Origin of the sequence: Paenibacillus polysaccharolyticus, from assembly GCF_023714295.1 — a bacterium.
Classification (GTDB): domain Bacteria; phylum Bacillota; class Bacilli; order Paenibacillales; family Paenibacillaceae; genus Paenibacillus; species Paenibacillus polysaccharolyticus_A.
In genome coordinates this window covers 365756-387272 of the sequence record NZ_JAMAUN010000002.1, presented here as the reverse complement: position 1 = coordinate 387272, position 21517 = coordinate 365756, and the positions used below count along the sequence as shown (strand labels likewise).

Below are 21517 nucleotides of genomic sequence, written 5' to 3'. Positions count from 1 at the left end.
CTTGTGGGAGGTAGCTCTTCATGAATGCAGCGACGGTAAGACATATACTCGAAACTATGGAAGCCATGTTTCCTGATGCACATTGCGAATTAAATCACAGCAATGCATTCGAACTAACGGTAGCTGTCCTTTTATCTGCGCAGTGCACAGACGAAACGGTGAACAAGGTCACTGCAGATTTGTTTCAAAAGTACAAAAGCCCGGCGGATTATCTGATGGTTCCTCTTGAAGAGTTGGAGCAGGATATTCGGCGCATCGGGTTGTACCGAAACAAGGCCAAGCATATCCAGAACATGTGCCGAATTTTAATAGAGCAGTATGGCGGCGATGTACCGCAGGAACATGATCAGCTTGTTACCCTGCCAGGTGTCGGACGTAAAACCGCGAATGTTGTCGTTTCGAATGCGTTTGGAGTACCAGCTATTGCTGTAGATACTCATGTTGAACGTGTGTCGAAGAGATTGGGGCTCGCTGGTTGGGATGACTCCGTACTTGAAGTCGAGAAGAAACTGATGAAGCGCGTACCTCGGGATGAGTGGACTATAACTCATCACCGGTTTATATTTTTTGGACGCTACCATTGCAAGGCTCAAACTCCCCAATGTCATATCTGTCCGCTATTAGACATATGCAGGGAAGGGAAAAAACGTATGAAAACGTCCCAGATCAGGAAAGATAAGGAACGTATCACCACCCGAAAACGAAAATTAAATTCTTAAGCAGAAAAGGATGAATAACAATGAAATGCATTTCCGTGTACACTGACAATTTTGAAGCCTTCTCCGATATTTTTGAACAAATCGTTGAGCAGGAAATGGCGGAGAATGAAGAAAAAGAAGTCGAAGGCATTACTGTGAGTCACTCTGGCGACGTACCGGAGCATTATCTGGAGCGTATGTCTACAAAGCCTGAGGTTGTGGTAATGAGAGACAAAGGTCGTGGCATTACGATTTTGCAACATGGTCAAGTTTTTGAAATCCTGTTGCCTACAATGGAAAACGCAGTATCTTAACTTTTGTTAACCTATAGTCAAGAAGCTGGCTTAATGAACATCGGGAAGTAGCACTCTTAAGTATGAGCTATCCGCCATGTCATTGAGCCAGTAACTTGATGATAAACATCCCGAGATCAGCGGGAGTTCAAAGCATCACCTGAATAAAACCGACATGTTCGGTTTTATTTTTTTATAGATACATAGCGGATGGACATAACAAACAATGTACACGGAAACGTGGAGAACCGGAGGATGAGTTGACTTAGCAGGAAGTTCAGACATGATCATGAGGGAAATCATCTCGATTTGAACTTATATTAATCTGGAATCCATCTACATGCAGATTCGAGTGAAATCGTTCAAATTCAAACATGATAATGTTAAACTATAAGTTGAATAAATTATTTACACAGTAACGGTAGAGGTCAGAAAAAACCTGAAAAAGCCAAGCGTTCGCCTAAAAGCTTTCTGCAAGAAAGCGACATCGGAAGCATACCCTTATCACCGGATTTCCCCTTTAAAAGGAAATTGGAAAATCTGGAGATAACAGCGATTGGAAGGTTATTCTGTCTTCGGAGTGTCCGTGTAAACCGTTTTTAGTTCAACTTGTATTAAATGAGATAAATCAGATATTGACGTCGAAACGGATGTCAAATTAGAGGAGCCAGGAGGAAGGCCAGTCATGTCCAAAACAGATTATCCAGCAGAAATGGCCACACCTTTGTTACCGCTGCGTGAAGCTATGAAGCAGTCAGGGGATCATACCGCTGTTGAAGCACTAACAGATTTAATTAGCAAGGCAGAAACGAAACATCTGACGATTGCGTTCTGCGGGCATTTCTCGGCAGGCAAGTCGAGTTTGATTAACAGCTTGTGTGGCAAGCGAGTACTGCCATCTAGTCCTGTGCCAACCAGTGCGAATGTCGTCGCGATACGCAATGGTACACCGAGAGCACGTATTTATACTTCGCCGAACGTAAGCGCTGACAATAAAGTAGGAACGCTTGAGGTCTCACCTGAAGAATTGGAGGCGTATTGTAAAAATGGCGGGGCATACACCTCCATAGAAGTATGGGATAACATTCCGTTGTTGAAAGATGACGCCGTACTACTGGATACGCCAGGTGTGGATTCCACAGATCGCGGACATAGCCTGGCTACGCATTCGGCTTTACATCTGGCTGATGTTGTGTTCTATGTGATGGATTACAATCATGTTCAGTCGGAGACAAATCTTTCTTTTGCCAAAAGTTTGTCCGACTGGGGGAAGCCACTATTTTTGATTGTGAATCAGATTGACAAACATCGGGAACGGGAGCTTTCGTTTGATCAATATGTGGATGGGGTAGAGGCGATTTTTGCCGCATGGGAAGTCCGTTATGACGGTCTGTTATTCACTTCCTTGCGTGACCAGCAGCATCGATATAATCAGTGGGGTCAATTACCAGAACTGATTACTGAGCTGATGACCAAGAAAGAAGAGCTGATCTCTCACAGTTTAGCCAGTTCAGCCAGTCATATCACGGAGCAACATCTGAGACGGGAAGCCGGGATGAGAGAAGATGAAGAAACTGCACTGCTTGAACAAGTAGGAGGACAAGAAGGTATCGAACGTTTGGAGCGTGAGATTGCTCTACTGGATGAACAAGTCGCAGAGCTTCGAGCCAAACCGTCGCAAGTCCGTGAGAAATTCAGGGCAGAGGTGGACTCTTTGCTTGCTAACGCAAACCTGACCCCAGCGGATATCCGAACTTCGGCTGGTCATTATTTGGAGAGCCGCAAGCCGGGATTCCGGGTAGGTCTGCTCTTTTCAGGAGGCAAAACGGAACAGGAGAAACAGCGCCGGGCTTCGGAACTGGTGAGACTGCTTCAGGATCAGACTTCCAGTCAACTGGAGGTTCATATTCGGACGATGCTCAGACAGCTAGGGGAAGCTTATCAGGTCTGGGATGCCGCTTGGGAGCAGGCGCTTAACACAGAATTGCCTGCAATTAATGAAGAATTGCTTGAACTGAAGCGAAGTGCGAGTGCAGAACTATCGCCTGAGTATGTCATGCAATTCAGCAAAGATGTCCGGGGCGAGATTGAGGCCCGGTACCGTAAGTCGGCCATGCTGCTGGCCGACCGCATCCTGGAGGCGCTGGCTGCGCAGGGTCAAGCCGCGCTCCAGGCGCTGGACGCCAGCCGCGCAGCGCTGCTGGCGCAATCCGCGGCGGCGGCGCGCTACACGGCGCTCCAGCGCGCCGCCGCCGAAGAGGCAGCAGGGCTGCGCAGCCTGCTGCCTCCTGCGGGCCCCCTCCCCTCCGGGCTATTGCCGGAGGTGAAGGGCCCGCACGTGCCCGCGCCTGAACCGGGCGAAGCTCCCGGTTTGCAGGCGGGCACGTCCGCGTCTGTGGCGGCGCATCCACAGACGCAGGCCCCTGCGCCGCCGCGCGCAGCAGCGGCGCAGGGCGCACCGGCGGCGGCTGGCGCGGAACGCCGCCGGCGCCTGGACGCAGCAGCGGCACGGCTGGAAGCCGCTGCTGCGCTGGTGGAGCCGTACCCCGCCATGGGGTCGGCGGTACGGGATTTGCGTGCACGCGCGGCTTCGCTTGCGGGTGGCACGTTCACGCTCGCGCTGTTCGGTGCGTTCAGCGCGGGCAAATCCTCCTTCGCCAACGCATTGCTGGGCGAAGCGGTCCTCCCGGTATCGCCGCATCCAACGACAGCGGCGATCAACCGTATTATGGCTCCGGCCGGTGGCATGGAGCATGGTACTGCCCGGGTTCGCATGAAGACCCGGGAGGCCTTCCAGGAGGACCTTGCCTACTCCTTCCGTCTGCTTGGTCTTGGAGAGCCGGTCACGGAATGGCAAAAGCGGGTGCAATCACTCACGCCTCAGGATGTGCACCCAGCAGGGCGTCCGCATTACAGCTTCTTACAGGCCGCGGCGGCTGGCTGGGAGGAAACAGCGGATCAACTTGGGCAAGATGTGCTGGTGGACTTGAACGGATATCGCCATTTTGTAGCCAATGAGAAGAAATCTTGTTTTGTAGATTCCATTGATCTGTATTACAGCTGTGACGTGACGGAACAGGGCATAGTGCTTGTGGATACACCTGGAGCGGATTCAGTCAATGCCCGGCATACAGGCGTAACGTTTAATTATATGAAAAATGCAGATGCATTGATTTTTGTAACTTATTATAATCACGCCTTCTCCCAGGGAGATCGGCAGTTCCTGAATCAACTTGGGCGAGTGAAAGATAGCTCGGCGATGGATCAGATGTTCTTTGTTGTCAATGCGAGTGATTTATCTTCCTCGGAAGAAGAATTGGAACAGGTGCTCGATCATGTAGGGACAGAACTGCGGAAAAACGGGATTCGCTCACCACGTCTTTTCCCGGTATCCAGCATGCTTGCGATGGAAGGTAAAATGGATGGAAACGTTGATCGATTGCAACAATCGGGCTTTATGCGTTTCGAAGAAGAGTTTAATCAATTTGCAGGCAAGGAATTGGCTGATCTCGCAGTTGGTGGAGCCTCCGAAGAGCTGGCGCGTGTCATTCAGCGGTTAAAGCAACGTGCAGAGGATGCGGCACAGGGGGAAGAAACACTGCGTCAGCGGCGAGATGAACTGGGCACGATCTCGGAGCAGTCACGCTTGCGGATTGAGCGATTAGCGCAGCGATCAATGAAGGATGAACTGTCACAGGAAACGAATGAATTGCTTTTCCATGTCAGACAGCGTTTAGCCTTCCGACTGGGTCAGTTTATGGCAGAAGCGTTTCATCCATCCGTATTACGTGAAGATCAGGGCAACTTGAAAACGGCGTTCGCAGCTTGCGGCCGGGAGCTGTTGCGTATGATCGGCATTGAGCTTGAGCAGGAATTACTCGCCACAACACTGCGATTGGAGCAGACTGGTCATGCGTGGGTTGGCAAGCAAGTAACTGAATGTATTAATGAAGTAAAGCAGCTGACAGGCGGTATCGACTTGTCCTTAACCTTGGATGAAAAGTGGAGTACCCCTGTGCTGGATGAAATCCGGCTAGAAGAACCGTCGGGCTGGAAAAACTACTGGAGTTACTTCCGGAATCCGAAGCAGTTCTTTGAAGGAGACGGGCGTCAGCGCCTTCAGGAGGCACTTGAGCCGGTGCTCAAACAGATGATGATTGAAGTGCTTCCAGCCTCGGAACAGAAGCTGGTGCAATTTTATGATACACAGGTTCATCAATCGGTACAGCATCACTCTCGTCAGCTCACCGAAAGGCTGGAAGAAGCCGTTACGGGCATACAGGATACCCTTACAAGTGGAATCCAGGCTGAGCAATGGGTGGCCTTATCCGAACAGCTTGAACAAATGCAGGAATAGATGGTCATGGGGGTTGCATCACCGTGTGAAACATCTGACAAGTGATACGCTATATTGCCACAAGGTTGGTTGATCACATCTGCAAATATTTTGGAAACGTTTGTAAAATAATTGATTTCTTCCATAACCCAGTGAAAATGTTGCAAAAAAGCGTCAAAAAAGGCTCCCGCCGCAAAGGCATATAGGGAGCCTTTTTTTGGCATGAACAACCTGAAATATAGAGAATATTCAAACATTTGATTGAAAGTCGGCTATTGGCATCCGTTAATGCGATAATTAGCTGAAAGTCGCCTGAATATGGTCTATTATTCGCTTTGCCGCGAATGAGGGACGGTGATAAACTTCATAAATGTTCATATCATTTCAAGCAACATTAGAGGAGGAGACACATGGATGTTCTCAGGCAACTGCAAACCTATTTTTGGGAGAAGCGAACGTATTTATTGGTATCGATCTTGTTTCTCGCCTTAGCGACCGCACTTGGATTAGTCTATCCGAACCTGCTTCGAATTTTAATCGATGACGTTATTGTGCCACGTAATTTTGAAGACGTTCCCATGCTTGCCCTGACGGTGTTAGGTGTTGTTATTTTGAAAGCAGGCATGCAATTTTTACACGGTTTCTTTGGCGGACGTCTAGGCAATTATTTGGCGTATCGGTTACGTAATGCCTGTTATGAAAAACTTCAATTTTTATCCTTCCGTTATTATGATACGGCCAAAACAGGTGATCTGATGTCCCGCCTCACGGGAGATTTGGAGGCCATCCGTAACTTTATCGGATTTGGTTTCGCCCAGATTCTTAACATGGTTCTAATGGTCGTATTCGGCGCAATCATGATGATGACGATGAGTTGGAAGTTAACACTGTTGACGCTCGTCTGCATCCCTCTGCTTGCCTTCGTTGCGCTTCGATTCGAATCCAGAATTCATCCGGCATTTCAGGAAATGAGATTGGCATTAAGCTCGCTGACTACAGCGGTGCAAGAAAACATTACAGGTGTAAGAACGGTTAAATCGTTTGCACGTGAGCCTTATGAAGTGGAGAAGTTCTCCACACGAAATGAACGCTACAAAACGAATCAGATCCATGCCGCCACGTTGTGGAGCCGCTATTTTCCGATTATGGAGATTCTGGCTTCGGTGAGTGTTGTACTACTGCTTGTGATCGGTGGCAGAATGGTAATCCAGCAAACCCTGACCTTGGGTCAACTTGTTGCCTTCTTCAGTTTGATCTGGTACATAATTGGTCCAATGTGGGGCCTCGGCTTTCACATTAACAACTACACTCAGTCCAAAGCTTCAGGTGAACGGGTGCTTGAGTTGCTGAACACCCCTGTGGATGTGCAAGAGACCGAAGACCCGGTTATTGTGGAGACAGATCAGGTGAAAGGTCATGTGACCTTTGAATCGGTAACGTTTGCTTATGGTAACAAAATGCCTGCTGTAACCGATATTAATTTTGATGCTCCGCCTGGTTCTGTAATCGGTTTCCTCGGAGGAACAGGATCAGGGAAATCTACGATTATCCAGCTTTTGATGCGTGCCTATAACGTGAACTCCGGTTCGATCAAGCTCGATGGCAGAAACATTAAAGATATGGGCATTCGTAGCTTGCGAAGTCAGATTGCTTCCGTGTTCCAGGAGACGTTCCTGTTCTCCTCTAGCATACGTAACAACATCTCCTACGGGTTGAAAAATGTGACGATGGAAGAGATTATCCGCGCCGCCAAGCTGGCGAAGGCTCATGACTTTATCATGGAGTTTCCCGAAGGATATGATACGGTCGTCGGTGAACGCGGTATGGGACTCTCCGGAGGACAGAAGCAGCGGATTGCTATTGCGCGGGCTTTGCTGAAAAATCCGAAGATTCTTGTCCTTGATGATGCCACAAGTGCCGTTGACATGGAAACCGAACATGAGATTCAGTCGGGCTTTCAAGAGGTTATGCGCGGCAGAACGACATTTATCATTGCCCATCGGATCTCTTCGCTGCGACATGCAGATGAGATTCTGGTGCTGGACGAAGGACGCGTGGTGCAACGCGGCAAACATACGGAGTTAATTCAAGTACCTGGACCGTACCAGGATGTCTATAACATTCAATATGCAGACTACATTGCCCGCGGGAAGCGGGAGGCTGGGGAGCAGGTGAACTCATGAGTGCCGAAACAATAACAGACAGGCGAGAGGTTAAGGAAACCTCTAATAAAAAAATGAATGAACGATTTGTCTATCAGGATGATGAAGTGATCGAAAAACCGTTTAACTGGAAAGAGTTTGCACGATTGTTTGCTTACATGAAACCGTATGCGAGGCAGCTCCTGCCGTTTGTGATTCTAATGATGATTCTTGGAACGATTACGAAATTAGCCGTACCTTTTCTAATCAGTCTTGCAATCGATAGAGCTATTGCACCTCAGACCGGAGTACCTAGCATGACACTGCTGTATATTATCGCAGGTTCAATCTTGCTACTGTATCTCATCCAGTGGGCAGCTAACACATACCGTATTAAACTGACGAATATTATTGGGCAACGGGTGATTTACGATCTTCGCTCAGACTTGTTCAAACATATTCAGAAGCTGTCCTTTAACTTTTTTGATAAAAGACCCGCAGGTTCCGTGCTTGTACGTGTAACGAATGACATCAATTCTTTACAGGATCTGTTCACGAATGGTGCGGTTAACGTCATGATCGACTGCGTTCAGTTGCTTGGTATCATCGTCATTCTCCTGTTGATTAACTGGAAACTCGGTCTTGCTGTAATCATTACGGTACCGATTATGTTCATTATATCTACGAAATTGCGGGTGCTGATTCGCCGGGCGTGGCAGGATGTTCGTATGAAGAACTCTCGGATTAACTCTCACTTGAATGAATCCATTCAAGGAATCCGGGTTACGCAGGCGTACACTCAAGAAAAAGAAAATATGAAATACTTCGACAACATGAATATGTCCAGCAAAAAGTCGTGGGACAAAGCATCAGCAATGAACCAGGGATTTGGTCCTTTGATTGAAATTACGGGTGGTTTCGGGACGTTAATTCTGTTCTGGTACGGCGCACATCTCATTCAAAATGAAATGTTGACCGTAGGTTTGCTCGTGGCTTTCGCCAACTATGTCGGCAACTTCTGGGACCCGATTAACCGTTTGGGACAGATGTACAATCAGTTGCTGGTTGCCATGGCATCCTCGGAGCGGATCTTTGAATTCATGGATGAAAAGCCGAATATCGCCGATAAACCGGGTGCCAAGCCGCTTCCTTCTATTAAAGGGGATATCGTATTCGATAATGTCGTATTTGAGTACGAAAAGGGAAGACAGGCGCTGAAAGGCATTAGCTTCAAGGCGGCGGCAGGGCAATCCATCGCACTTGTCGGTCATACAGGCTCGGGTAAAAGTACAATCATCAATCTGATTAGCCGTTTCTATGACATCACGGGCGGCTGCCTGACCATCGATGGACATGACGTGCGTGATGTGACGGTGGAAAGCCTGCGTAGTCAGATCAGCATTGTGCTGCAGGATACATTCATTTTCTCGGGCACGATCCGGGACAATATCCGCTTTGGACGGCTGGATGCGACGAACGAAGAGGTGGAAGAAGCGGCGAAGGCCGTTAACGCGCACGAGTTTATCATGAAGCTTCCGGGTGGATATGATACCGAAGTGGAAGAGAGAGGTAATGTGTTGTCGATGGGACAACGGCAATTGTTATCTTTTGCCCGGGCATTGCTCGCTGATCCGCGCATCTTGATTCTGGATGAAGCTACAGCCAGCATTGACACGGAAACGGAGTTGAAAATTCAGGAAGCCCTCAAAGTATTACTACAGGGGCGAACGTCCTTTATGGTGGCTCACCGACTCTCCACCATTCGTAATGCCGATCATATTATTGTGCTGGATCATGGGGAGATCAAGGAAGAGGGCAACCATGAACAGCTTATCCAGAAACAAGGAGTTTACAACGGTCTGATTGAAGCACAGTATCGGTTTTTGTAATAAACATAGCGAGTAACGCAGGTTTACAGACACTTCAGCTTATTTTGTTTGGGTGACCCTTTCATCGGACGGTCCTGATGAGAACACTGAGACAAAGGCTGAAGTGTTTTTTTGAATATAATCATTGGGCATTCCTGGATCAACTTGAGTGCAAGATGAATCGTTTTTATTGTTCAAAAATGAATAACGAAATTATGTTATATTTTAAATAATTGAAGGAAGCACAATAGAGATATGTGGAGGAAAATATGCAGATGAAAGCCACCGATGAGGCTAATTTATATACATCTTTTGATCAGCTGGATCTGCTGCATTTCAAGTTGGTTGAATTGGAGTCAGCAGTTACAAGTCATTCTGAATCAAACTGGCGTCTCGGAAAACACTTCCTGGATCGTTATCTGTTACTATTTATTACTGATGGTGAAGGATGGCTTACGGTGGACGGTCAGTTTATTGAACTTCGGAGCGGAGCAGTATATCTAGGTCTGCCTGGACAACTGATTGAAGCAGAGCTTAGGGGAAAAGAAGCAGGAGGACTCTATCAGATCAGATTTAACGTTTTTTTAGGCGAACAGTCAAATTCAAACGTGGTATCCGCTCTAGGTATGATGAAGCAAGTGTGTACGCAGACGAATGGTCGTGTGATTCAATGTAGCTCACCGGTTGCCGTGAGTTTGTTATGTCAGGAAATCGAGCAGCTGATCCGTGGGGAAGACAGGCTGCAGCATTTTTTAGGTCAGATTCGTTTTCAGGAGCTACTGTATAAGATTTTTAATGATATGGTTTATGTACAGTCCCACCAACCAGCATTGCCTATTGAACAAGTTAGACATTATATCGAACAGCAGTATATGAAGAAAATAACGATTCAGGATTTGGCTGAGGTTGCACGAATGAGTTCTCGTCATTTCATGCGGTTGTTTAAGAAAATGTATGGCTGTAGCGCAATGGATTATTTGACAATATACCGGATCAAACAGGCTCAGATCATGATGAGGAATGATCATAGTCCAAGGCTAAAGGAAATTGCAGCTTGCGTAGGGTTTCAAGACGAGATGTACTTCCGCCGAAAATTCAAACAAATTACAGGTCTCCCGCCAGCAGCTTTTATACAAAATAGCAAGCAACGTATTGCTGCGGTTCACTCGCTTGGTATTGGAACATTACTGGCTCTCCAGATTATTCCTGCCGCTGCTCAAGCGAGTCATCCCTGGACAGCGTATTACAGACGAAAATACCAAACAGATAAGGTAATACCTCTGATCGATAATGAGCATGGCTGTTTGCAGCAATTAGAAGCGATTCGTCCTGATTATATTGTCGCTGTTCGTGAGGAAATGTCTGAGAGTATGATGCAGCGTTTAAGTTCAATCGCACCTGTTTGTGTGTTAACTCAGTCGGAAGGAGATTGGCGGGATCATCTGAGAACGGTAGCTGAATTTATGAATCGGCTTGAGGCGGCTGAGGTGTGGCTCGAAAGATATGAACAAAAGGCTGACGTAATTAGATCACAGCTATCCAAGCAGGTGCGTCAAGACCGGTTAATCGTGCTTCGTGTGCATGGTACGGAAATACAGGTTATGAATCCGCAAACCATCGCTTCGGTGTTCTATAACGACATGCAGTTAATGGCGCCAGAGGGTATGGAGTATATTTGGCACAAGCCACATTTTAATATCAGTGATCTAGCGGAATTAACCATAGATAGGGCATTGCTTATTGTGAGTGAAGACGAGGAATCAAGACAGACGTGGGCAAAAATTCAACAATCAGAGGTATGGATGGCGACAAAAGCGGCGCAAAATGACTGCATCGATATGTTGATCCCTAGTGTTCTGCTGGATTATACGGCCTTTACCCATGAATTGATGCTGGATGAAGTGTTAAAGTTGTGGCGACATCGTCCATAAGATAAAGTCAGAATCGTCAATATCTTGGAACGCCGTTATTTAATATACTACTCCTATGTCTAATTGATAATGATAATTATTATTGATTGGTACTTATCATATCTTTTCATATATAGGAGGTACATAAGAAGTGAAGTCAAAATGGTGGGTTATTACAGGTGTTATGTTAATGGTGTTATTACTGGGTGCATGTGGGAAGGCTGCTGGGCCCGACACTTCTGCTTCTGGAGAGAGTGAAAAAAGCTCATCCAGCGCCGCAACGAATACAACGAATGACAAAGGTGAAGTGAAAGTCGTTCAGACCGAGATGGGCGAAATCACGATTCCCAAGTCTCCTAAGCGTGTGGTTGGGTTATCTGTTGTATATCCAGAGCTGTTATATTCACTCGGTATTGTTCCGGTAGCTGTTCAAAATTATCATGAGGACTTCCCTAAGTATTTGCAGGAGCCTTTCAAAAATACAATGAAGATGGGGATTGCGAAGACACCCAATTTTGAAGCGATCCTGGAGGCGAATCCGGACTTGATCATAGCACCTGCATGGTGGTCGAAGAAGGATTATGATCAGCTTTCAAGTATTGCACCGACGGTGCTTCTGCCAGAGCGTGAAGAATGGCCTGAAGAACTACAGGATATCGCTGCGGTATTTGGCAAGGAAACAGAGGCCAAACAGGTTTTGGAAGATCTCAAGCAACATGAAAAAGAAGGAGCAGACAAGCTGCACAGCCTCATCGGTGATGAAACAGTGTTATATGCGCGAGTGATGGAGAAAGAGATTGTTTTAAATGGTCCCAATCTTTCTCGGGGTGCTTTTATCCACAAACGGTTGGGTTTAAAACCTGTAAGCAATTTTCCAAAAGATGAAACGGGATTGTCTATTTCCATGGAAGTATTGCCAGAGTATGATGCAGATCATCTGATTATCCAGCTTGATGATGACGAAAATCAGGAAATTCAGAAGAAATATAAAGACATGATGAGTACATCCATTTGGAAAAACCTGAAGGCCGTCAAAAACAATCATGTATATCTTGTAGGCGGTAAAGAATGGTTTAATCTCGGAATGGCGCCGCTCGCGGACAATTATGTAATCGATGATATTGTCGCTGCTTTTGAAGAGAAAAACAAATAAACATCCAGGAATGGCTTTTGAAACCGCGCAGATAATAGCGGTGACCATTAGATAGGAAGTGTTTAGTCATGCATGATCAGGATATTTTTGATGTAACGATTATTGGCGGTGGGCCGGCAGGAATGTATGCGGCTTTTTATGCGGGCATGCGCGAAATGAAAGTGAAGCTGATTGAAGGAAAGGATCAGTTAGGCGGTTTTTTACACACGTATTCCGATAAAACGATATGGGATGTTGGCGGACTCCCTCCAATGAAATGTGCCAAGCTGATCGACTGGCTTGTTCAGCAAGCGGGTACTTTCGAGCCGAATGTGGTGCTTGGCCAGAGCGTTGATGCATTAACCCGGCAGGACGATGGAGTAATTGCACTACACACACTCACAGGTGAAGTGCATTATACGAGAACTGTTATTGTTGCCATTGGCCGGGGCATCGCCGAGGTGCAGAAGCTGGAAGTGGACAGCGCACATCATTATGAACGGAGTAATTTGCATTATACGGTACAGAATCTGAACTATTTTGCAGGTAAAAAAGTATTGATTTCGGGCGGTGGCAATAGCGCCGTGGATTGGGCTCTTGAACTTGCGGACTTGGCTGACACGGTAACCGTAGTTCATAGACAGGATGTGTTCCGTGCAATGGAGCATAATGTGAAACAGATGAAAAGCAGGACAAAGGTGCTTACACCCTTTAAGATTGATCGCTTGTATGGCAATGGGGAACGTATAGACCGAGTTGCCATATCCCATTCGGATACAGGTGAAAACATAGACCTGGAAGTAGATGAGATCATCATAAATCATGGTTATTCGAGTCAAGCAAGCAACCTTGCTCGCTGCGGTTTGATTATGGAGGAAGGCATGATTGCCATGAACCAATGGGGTGAAACCAATATACCTGGTATTTTTACTGCTGGAGACTGTGCGTTACGGGAAGGCAAAGTGCGTTTGATTGCGGGAGCTTTTAATGATGCGATTGTGGCGGTCAACAGTGCCAAAACATACGTTGAACCAAAGGCAGCTGGAATGGCCTACGTTTCGTCCCATAATGAGCTGTTTCGGGAGAAAAATCGTGATTTAGAGAAAAGTGACTCGGCAAATGGATGAAAGAAATAACAGGAAAAATTAGGTTGTAAGCTTCTTTAATTTTTATATCCTTAAAAATGGGAGGAATGGAAAGAGTATCGAATCCGAGAATGTAATTTGTAAAATTTGATCGAAAAAACACAAAAAATCTTGTAAAATTCACAAGAAAAATAGGGAGTGCTCTTGCAATCTTTAACCAAAACCCCGAAAATAGAGAGACAGATATAGAAGATTTCTCTTTGGGAGGATTGGAAAGAACATGTGGGGTGCTCCTTTTTCGGCTCAAGCCAAAAAAATGCTGCTGCTAGGCAGCGGAGAATTGGGTAAAGAGGTCGTGATTGAGGCTGCACGTCTCGGTGTGGAAACGATCGCTGTTGATCGTTATGAGAACGCACCGGCCATGCAAGTCGCACATCGATCTTACTGCATCGACATGTTAGATGGCGAGGCATTGAAACAATTGATCCGTAAGGAACAACCGCATTACATCGTACCTGAGATTGAAGCCATTGCTACTGAGGCATTGCTGGAACTTGAGGAAGAAGGCTTTTGTGTCGTACCAACGGCTCGTGCTGCTCGTTTGACTATGGATCGCGAAGGCATCCGTCGTCTGGCGGCCGAACAATTGAATCTTCCAACAGCCGCTTATCTCTTTGCTGATAGTTTAGAACAGTTGCAAGAGGCTGTTCGCGAACTAGGTACACCTTGTGTTATCAAACCATTGATGAGTTCGTCTGGTAAAGGTCAGAGTGTATGCCGTATACCGGATGATGCAGCCAGTTGCTGGGACATTGCTCTTTCGGGAGCCAGAGGCAAGTCTGTACGCGTTATCGTGGAAAGCTTTGTGAAGTTTGAGAGTGAAATTACGCTACTCACCGTCAGATCGGCATCGGGCACTGTATTTTGTCCGCCGATTGGTCACGTTCAGAAAGATGGGGATTATGTCGAATCTTGGCAACCTCATGCGATGACATCAGAGCAATGGAACCAAGCATGTCACATTGCAAAGACCGTTACGGATGAGCTGGGCGGGTACGGCCTTTTTGGCGTTGAACTCTTTCTCACGGCTGATGGCGTGGTATTTAGTGAAATATCACCACGTCCACATGATACAGGTATGGTCACGATGGTTACACAGGATAATTCAGAGTTCGCGCTTCACGTGCGCGCTATTCTTGGATTTCCCGTCACAGAAGTACATTTGCTAACACCAGGAGCCTCAGCCACGCTGAAGGCCGATGTCGAAACATCTGATTTCACTATCGGTGGAATTGAAGATGCACTTGCATTACCTCGTACTCAGGTTCGTGTGTTTGGCAAACCTGAAACGAAACAAGGACGCCGAATGGCTGTAGCCCTTAGTGCTGGAACAGATGTGGAAGAAGCTCGTAAAACAGCGGTTCAAGCCGCAAATATGCTGAAAGTGGAGGTAAATCATGTCCAATAATGTGGAGGCCCCTGTACTGATGATCCGAGAGTGTGAACTGCGAGATGCTGAAGCGGTGACAGGATTGATGCGAGAGGTCAGCTATCCGACAACAACCAATGTAATGAAAGAACGCATTGAAGGTTTGGAAAGCAATCCGAACGCGTGCATGCTCGTTGCCGAAGTGGATGAACAGATTATTGGTGTGATTGGCTTGCAATGTGTTCAAAGTCATGCCTATCCGGAACCTGCTGCCCAGATTACTTCTTTAATCGTAGGTCAGGAGCATCGTGGTAGCGGAATCGGCCGTCGTCTAATGGCTCGTGCTGAAGACTGGGGCAAAAAGCAAGGTGGTAAGCAATTGTTTGTCACTGGAGCGAATCGTGAAGTCACTTCAACGACGTATTCCTTTTATGAGCATATTGGTTTCCAGAAAAAAGGCTACCGCTTCAGTAAAGTTCTTTTATAATAGATGAAACGGCATTCAGCAAGTGTGAGCTTGACTGAGTGCCTTTTTTATTTGGTCTGCACTGCTTGAACTCAATAAAGATTGGGTATGAAACTCCGTTATTTGTGGCTTGAGGGCCTCAGTAAAGCTTACATATATAAACTTTCCATAGTTGCTTTGAAACAATCAATGATGACAAAAAAGTCATTTTTCCAGTATTTACGGGTTCACAATCTCCTAATGGATTGATATACTGCTAGAGTAGACATTACAAAGTTGTAACAATTAATTCTAAGGAGATGAATGAATTTGAAGAAGAACTGGATGAAAAAAGTTGTGACAGGCAGTCTGACAGCTGCGCTCGCCGTAGGGATTATGCTTCCTGCCTCCGCGTCTGCTGCAGATTCAACATATAAAGCAACGACGGTTACAACGTATAAAGTGGTCAATGCGGATAGCTTGAAAGCTTATATTGAGCAATGGCTGAAGCAGAACGGCTATAACGTCTCTGAAGGTCAAACGGCTGAGCAACCAACTACACAGCCTGTGACTAAGCCTGAACAACCAAGCACGCCTGCGAAGCCGGTACAAGAAGAGAAACCAGCTACGACAACACCAGCTAAAGATCCTTCAAGCACAGGTAATAACGGTGGCACACAAAGCACACAATCCGATTTTGCTACACAAGTGGTGAAACTTGTGAACGCTGAACGTGCCAAGGCAGGTCTGGGTGCACTGTCATCCGACGCTCTTCTGGACAAGGTCGCTGTGGCGAAAGTTAAAGATATGAGCAACAACAACTATTTCGATCATCAGTCTCCAACGTACGGTTCTCCGTTTGATATGATGAAACAATTCGGAGTAACGTACAGCTACGCTGGTGAAAATATCGCTAAAGGTCAAAAAACACCTCAGGAAGTTGTGACAGCCTGGATGAACAGTGCGGGTCACCGTGCAAACATCCTGAGCAAAAACTTTACGCATATCGGTGTAGGCTTCTATAACGGATATTGGGCTCAAGAGTTTATCGGTAAATAAGAGTTGGAAATGAATAATATATAATTTATTTTATAATAAAAAAAGTCATATGCGTACATGGCCGAAAAGCTGTGTGTGCTATGGCTTTTTTCCATTTTTTGAGTTGAGAAATGCTCTGCTTTCCGAATATAGCGGCAAAATTTGCAAATTAACGACAGAAGACTTATGTTATTTAGAATAAGCAATATCTTGATGTGAAAGCTATTATAAATTATTTGTAACTGACTGGAGATGTGATGGATGAAAAAGAACAAAAATCTTGATTCAGCGCCTTGGATCTGGAGAAGTGTAAGCACGATATCCATTGTAGCAACACTGCTATTGATATTTGGATTTGCTTACGCCATAAAAGATGTTATTTTTCCGCAAGGGGATTCAACGCTAAGTGAGGGGCAGAAAACGGCCACGCCAGCTCAAGAAGCTCCAAATGGCGGTAATAAAGCAATTGTAGAAGACGGGAAAATCCGAATGGCTGTCATTGGCGATTCCCTTGCAAGAGGCACAGGGGATGATGAAGGACTTGGATTTGTTAGACGGGCGGCTAACCTGCTCAAAGATGAAGGTAAAGATGTACAAGTGCTTAACAATCTCGGCGTAAACGGTCTCCGAACAGATGCGCTGTTAAAAAAGCTGGACGAACAAGGGGTTCAATATGTCTTGCAGCAATCCAACTTTATTTTGCTTTCCATCGGTGCGAATGACCTGTTTCAAGGTGGGCAGGTTCTTCAAGGTGAAGACCCGCCAACCGCTGAGAAACTGGCTGCGGCCTTGCCAGAAACATCCAAACGGCTCCAGGAAATTTTGAAGAAAGTGAAAGAAATCAATCCAAATGCCCAGATTGCATACATCGGATTATATAATCCTTTTGGTAACGTAAAGGAACTGGAGAAGCCGGGCAATGCTGTTGTTGCGGCCTGGAATGATGCTGCGATGTCCATTTTGAATAATGAAGATAACATGACACTCGTGCCAACCTTTGATCTGTTTGAGAATCATTTGGACGAGTATCTTTCATCTGACCACTTCCATCCGAATGGACAAGGTTATCAGCAGATGGCGGTTCGAATAGCACAGGAATATCATGGGACTAAACCGGCAGAAGGGAGCGCGAAATAAATGGCAGAGAAGCAGTATGATTCCGTCTTGTCCGTACAAAACTTGAAGAAAAAGATTGGACGAAAATGGATTATTAAAGACGTCACTTTTGATGTCAAACCTGGTGAGATTTTCGGTTTTTTGGGACCGAATGGTGCGGGGAAAACAACAACGATTCGTATGTTGGTTGATCTGATTAAACCGACAGAAGGTAAGATTTCGGTCTGTGGTTACGATGTAAATCGTGATCCTGAACGAGCGCTCAAATATGTTGGTTCCATTGTGGAAAATCCTGAGGTATATACATATTTGACCGGATGGGAGAACTTGGAGCACTTTGCCCGGATGCAGCCAGGCGTTGATCATGACCGTATTCAGGAAGTGGTCAATATTGTGCGTCTGGATCAACGTATTCATGATAAGGTTAGGACGTATTCACTGGGTATGCGGCAGCGACTCGGGATTGCCCAGGCTTTACTTGGAAGACCACGGCTGTTGATTCTGGATGAACCAACGAATGGACTTGATCCCAAAGGCATTAAGGAGTTACGAGAATTTATCAAACAGCTTGCCAGTGAGGGAATGGCGGTGTTCGTCAGCAGTCACTTGTTAAGTGAAATTCAACTTCTCTGTGATCGGGTAGCCATAATCAGTGCCGGCCGTGTGCTCGCAGTTGGTGGTGTGAATGAACTGATTGAGGACCATTCCAAGGTGGCGATATGGCATCTTACACCTTTTGATGCAGGCCGTCAGATTTTACTTGATAAGGGGATTACGCTGGTTAGCCGCCCCGGTGATGTCATGGATGATACGATTGTTGCAGGGCTCGGTGCGAATGCTGTTGTTGCCGAGATGCATGAAGAACGGATACCGGAGCTGGTACAGCAGATGGTTGAAGCAGGCATTCAGGTTGAGGGCGTACAACGGATTCAGCCTACACTCGAACAACTATTCTTAAAAATGACAGAAGGTGAATCCATTGAATAATATCATGCCGCTCATTCGCAACGAGACCATTAAAATGGTCAAGAAGAAACGCCTTTATATTATTTTTATCGTCCTGGCCATCCTTGTTCCGATGTTCACGTATGCACAGATGAAATCGGCTCAAAATAATCAAGACAAGTTCGGTGGTGACTGGAGGCTTGAATTACAACAGGCTATTACCGATAATCAGAACTCGCTAGGCAGTGATCGGGTTCCCGAGGAATACAAAAAGTACAGAACCGTCTATATCCAGCAGATGCAATACTATCTGGAAAATAACATTAATCCCAAAGAACCAGGCGGTGTGACGTTTACAAGGGAATTTATGAACAATGCTGTTGGATTGTTTATCCCGCTCTTGATTATGGCGATTGCTTCAGACCTGGTGTCAGGAGAGCGGACGACAGGTACGATCAAAATGCTACTGACTCGCCCCGTCAGACGGTGGAAAGTGCTTCTAAGCAAACTGGTTACATTGATCATGTTTGTCTCGATCATCGTCGTTTCTGCTTATGTGATCTGTTACGGGATATCCGGGGCCGTTTTTGGTTACAAAGGTTTCGGCATGCCTGTCTTCACTGGATTCAAAGTGGTTGGCACCGAAGTGGATATGTCTGCCGTACATGCCGTAAGTCAATGGCAGTACATGCTGATGCAGGCAGGTTTGATCTGGTTTGTAAGTATCATCGTGGCTATGCTGGCGTTTATGGTATCGGTTCTTGTTCGCAGTACAGCGGCAAGTATCGTAATTATGATGGCTGCGCTGATCGCTGGAACGATTCTAACCAACATGGCGGCTTCGTGGGAAACGGCGAAGTATTTGTTTATGGTGAACCTGGAACTGCCTGATTATTTGTCCGGCGGATTACCGCCAATTGAAGGCATGAACCTTGGATTTTCCCTTATTGTGCTTAGTGTTTGGGGCGTCGCATCACTCATTGTATCATTCCTTGTCTTTACGAAACGGGATATCTTGAATTAAAATGGACAAGGATAAGAAAACATCTGTTTGCATTTCAGGCATTTTTGTAGTTTCAAGTTAAGAAGGGGGAGCATGAATGGTCGAGCAAATCGATATGTCGGCAGGTTCGACAGGCGGAGGACAGGGCGCCTCGGGCTACGACGCGGACGACATTCAAGTACTTGAAGGACTGGTAGCGGTTCGGAAAAGGCCGGGGATGTACATCGGCAGCACCAGTACTTCAGGTCTACATCATTTGGTATGGGAGATCGTAGACAACGCTGTCGATGAGCACCTAGCCAAATTCTGCTCCAAAATCGATATCACGCTGCATAAGGACGGTTCTATTACGGTTCAGGATAACGGAAGGGGAATTCCGACAGGCATACATAAAACAGGGATTCCCACTCCCCAGGTCGTGTTTACGATTTTGCACGCAGGCGGTAAGTTCGGTGGATCAGGATATAAAAAATCAGGTGGTCTGCACGGTGTAGGGGCCTCGGTCACCAACGCATTGTCAGAATGGCTTGAAGTCGAAATCTTCCGTGATGGCAAGATCCATCGTCAACGTTTTGAATATTGGCAGGACAAAAAAGGCGTCGAACATGTAGGAGAACCCGTGACTGGTCTTGAAGTATTGGGTAACACCAATCGCACAGGCACCAAAGTTACGTTTAAACCGGATATTCGCGTTTTTCAGAATGGAATTCAGTTGAATTATGATACGCTGGCTGAGCGCCTTCAGGAGATTGCTTTCCTGAACTCGGGATTGAAAATTGTGCTTAAGGACGAACGTTCAGGCAATCAGGATGAGTATATGTATGAGGGCGGCGCGAGCCAGTTTGTTGAATATTTGAACGAAAACAAGGATGTGCTCCATGATGTCATTCACTTCTATGCGGAGAAGGATGACATTGAAGTGGAAATTGCGATTCAATACAACGCTGGTTATACCGAGACAATCGCTTCATTTGTTAACTCCATTCCTACACGTGGTGGCGGTACGCATGAGACCGGATTTAGGGCAGCCTATACCCGTGTAATGAACGACTACGCTCGGCGTACCAGCATGATCAAGGAAAAAGATAAAAATCTGGAAGGTAATGATCTGCGTGAAGGCATGATGGCGGTAATTAGCGTCAAAATGTCTGAAGTGGAATTTGTCGGTCAGACCAAAGATCAGCTCGGAAGTGCTTCTGCTAGAAGTGCAGTTGATTCAGTGGTCTCCGAAAATATTCAACGTTTTCTGGAAGAGAACCCGCAGGTCGCACAGACCTTGATTCGCAAAGCAGTGCAGGCGTCCAAAGCGAGAGAAGCCGCGCGGAAAGCCCGTGACGAGATGCGAACAGGAAAAAAGCGCAGTGAAAGTTCTAACTTGAATGGCAAGCTGACGCCTGCGCAATCGAAAGATTTTACACGCAATGAATTGTTTATTGTGGAAGGCGACTCTGCAGGTGGTTCAGCCAAGCAAGGACGGGATTCCAAAATACAGGCGATTCTGCCGTTAAAGGGAAAACCGTTGAATCCGGAAAAATCGAAGCTTGCGGATATTCTGAAAAATGAAGAGTATCGTGCAATTACAGCAGCAATAGGCGCAGGAATCGGAACGGAGTTTGCCGTAGAGGACAGCAATTATTCCAAAATCATTATCATGACGGATGCAGATACGGATGGCGCACATATCCAGGTGTTGCTACTTACGTTCTTTTACCGTTACATGAAACCGTTAATTGATGCAGGGAAAGTATATATTGCACAACCGCCTTTATATAAGCTCACTCGTAAATCCGGCAAGTTGGCAACGGTAAGATACGCCTGGACGGATGAAGAACTTGCGAATTATATGAAAGAGTTCGGAAATAATGTCGAGTTACAGCGTTATAAAGGACTTGGTGAGATGAACCCGGATCAACTGTGGGAAACAACGATGAACCCGGAGACACGCGCTATGTTGAAAGTGGAGATTGTGGATGCAGCCAAAGCAGAGCGTCGTGTATCCACATTGATGGGTGACAAAGTGGATCCACGCAAACGCTGGATTGTAGAGAATGTCGACTTTACAGAGTACGAAGAATAGA

15 protein-coding genes are annotated in these 21517 nt (G+C 46.3%); all 15 read left to right on the top strand.

What is annotated here, in order from left to right; translation table 11 throughout:
* Positions 1 to 20: 20 nt before the first annotated feature.
* The 15 genes from nth (at position 21) to parE (ending at position 21516) form a co-directional block, all read left to right on the top strand.
* A complete protein-coding gene (nth, locus tag M3629_RS10450; protein ID WP_251505573.1) occupies positions 21 to 719 on the top strand; it encodes an endonuclease III in 699 nt (232 codons plus the stop codon).
* 20 nt (positions 720 to 739) lie between these two features.
* Positions 740 to 1012 carry an NAD/NADP transhydrogenase alpha subunit gene (locus M3629_RS10445; RefSeq protein WP_090917088.1) on the top strand — a complete coding sequence of 91 codons (273 nt, stop codon included), beginning with the start codon at positions 740 to 742 and terminating at the stop codon, positions 1010 to 1012.
* Between the two features lie 664 nt (positions 1013 to 1676).
* Positions 1677 to 5348, top strand: coding sequence for a dynamin family protein (locus M3629_RS10440; RefSeq protein ID WP_251505570.1), 3672 nt, complete (start codon positions 1677 to 1679; stop codon positions 5346 to 5348).
* Between the two features lie 389 nt (positions 5349 to 5737).
* Positions 5738 to 7510, top strand: a complete 1773-nt coding sequence (locus tag M3629_RS10435; protein ID WP_090917085.1) for an ABC transporter ATP-binding protein — start codon at positions 5738 to 5740, stop codon at positions 7508 to 7510.
* Positions 7507 to 9357 carry an ABC transporter ATP-binding protein gene (locus tag M3629_RS10430; protein WP_251505567.1) on the top strand — a complete coding sequence of 617 codons (1851 nt, stop codon included), beginning with the start codon at positions 7507 to 7509 and terminating at the stop codon, positions 9355 to 9357. Before M3629_RS10435 ends, M3629_RS10430 begins: the two co-directional genes overlap by 4 nt.
* A gap of 248 nt (positions 9358 to 9605) precedes the next feature.
* On the top strand, positions 9606 to 11267 hold the full coding sequence (locus M3629_RS10425; protein WP_251505564.1) for an AraC family transcriptional regulator: 1662 nt from the start codon (positions 9606 to 9608) through the stop codon (positions 11265 to 11267).
* Positions 11268 to 11397: 130 nt separating this feature from the next.
* A complete protein-coding gene (locus M3629_RS10420) occupies positions 11398 to 12399 on the top strand; it encodes an ABC transporter substrate-binding protein (RefSeq protein ID WP_251505561.1) in 1002 nt (333 codons plus the stop codon).
* A gap of 68 nt (positions 12400 to 12467) precedes the next feature.
* Positions 12468 to 13505 carry an NAD(P)/FAD-dependent oxidoreductase gene (locus M3629_RS10415; protein ID WP_251505559.1) on the top strand — a complete coding sequence of 346 codons (1038 nt, stop codon included), beginning with the start codon at positions 12468 to 12470 and terminating at the stop codon, positions 13503 to 13505.
* A 238-nt stretch (positions 13506 to 13743) separates the two neighbouring features.
* Complete coding sequence (gene purT / locus M3629_RS10410) at positions 13744 to 14931, top strand: formate-dependent phosphoribosylglycinamide formyltransferase (protein ID WP_251505556.1); 1188 nt, start codon at positions 13744 to 13746, stop codon at positions 14929 to 14931.
* Positions 14921 to 15379 carry a GNAT family N-acetyltransferase gene (locus M3629_RS10405; protein WP_090917074.1) on the top strand — a complete coding sequence of 153 codons (459 nt, stop codon included), beginning with the start codon at positions 14921 to 14923 and terminating at the stop codon, positions 15377 to 15379. The genes purT and M3629_RS10405 overlap by 11 nt, the downstream gene beginning before the upstream one ends.
* Before the next feature lie 288 nt (positions 15380 to 15667).
* Entirely contained in the window at positions 15668 to 16396 is a 729-nt protein-coding gene (locus M3629_RS10400) for a CAP domain-containing protein (protein ID WP_251505553.1), read from the top strand.
* 240 nt (positions 16397 to 16636) lie between these two features.
* Positions 16637 to 17512: a GDSL-type esterase/lipase family protein gene (locus M3629_RS10395; RefSeq protein ID WP_251505551.1), complete on the top strand. Its 876-nt coding sequence runs from the start codon at positions 16637 to 16639 to the stop codon at positions 17510 to 17512.
* The gene (locus tag M3629_RS10390) at positions 17513 to 18478 is read left to right on the top strand and encodes an ABC transporter ATP-binding protein (RefSeq protein WP_251505548.1); all 966 of its coding nucleotides are present in this window, start codon (positions 17513 to 17515) and stop codon (positions 18476 to 18478) included. It abuts the gene before it with no gap.
* Positions 18471 to 19460 (top strand): ABC transporter permease, encoded by a 990-nt coding sequence (locus M3629_RS10385; RefSeq protein WP_251505545.1) that lies wholly within the window; start codon positions 18471 to 18473, stop codon positions 19458 to 19460. Before M3629_RS10390 ends, M3629_RS10385 begins: the two co-directional genes overlap by 8 nt.
* 76 nt (positions 19461 to 19536) lie before the next feature.
* On the top strand, positions 19537 to 21516 hold the full coding sequence (parE, locus tag M3629_RS10380) for a DNA topoisomerase IV subunit B (protein ID WP_251505542.1): 1980 nt from the start codon (positions 19537 to 19539) through the stop codon (positions 21514 to 21516).
* Position 21517 lies beyond the last annotated feature (1 nt).

Bases quoted from the DNA above. Each gene is read 5' to 3' on its own strand.
- purT (WP_251505556.1), top strand. From the start codon at position 13,744: ATGTGGGGTGCTCCTTTTTCGGCTCAAGCCAAAAAAATGCTGCTGCTA.
- M3629_RS10405 (WP_090917074.1), top strand. From the start codon at position 14,921: ATGTCCAATAATGTGGAGGCCCCTGTACTGATGATCCGAGAGTGTGAA.
- M3629_RS10390 (WP_251505548.1), top strand. From the start codon at position 17,513: ATGGCAGAGAAGCAGTATGATTCCGTCTTGTCCGTACAAAACTTGAAG.
- M3629_RS10440 (WP_251505570.1), top strand. From the start codon at position 1,677: ATGTCCAAAACAGATTATCCAGCAGAAATGGCCACACCTTTGTTACCG.
- M3629_RS10425 (WP_251505564.1), top strand. From the start codon at position 9,606: ATGCAGATGAAAGCCACCGATGAGGCTAATTTATATACATCTTTTGAT.
- M3629_RS10395 (WP_251505551.1), top strand. From the start codon at position 16,637: ATGAAAAAGAACAAAAATCTTGATTCAGCGCCTTGGATCTGGAGAAGT.
- nth (WP_251505573.1), top strand. From the start codon at position 21: ATGAATGCAGCGACGGTAAGACATATACTCGAAACTATGGAAGCCATG.
- M3629_RS10445 (WP_090917088.1), top strand. From the start codon at position 740: ATGAAATGCATTTCCGTGTACACTGACAATTTTGAAGCCTTCTCCGAT.
- M3629_RS10430 (WP_251505567.1), top strand. From the start codon at position 7,507: ATGAGTGCCGAAACAATAACAGACAGGCGAGAGGTTAAGGAAACCTCT.
- M3629_RS10415 (WP_251505559.1), top strand. From the start codon at position 12,468: ATGCATGATCAGGATATTTTTGATGTAACGATTATTGGCGGTGGGCCG.
- M3629_RS10435 (WP_090917085.1), top strand. From the start codon at position 5,738: ATGGATGTTCTCAGGCAACTGCAAACCTATTTTTGGGAGAAGCGAACG.
- parE (WP_251505542.1), top strand. From the start codon at position 19,537: ATGGTCGAGCAAATCGATATGTCGGCAGGTTCGACAGGCGGAGGACAG.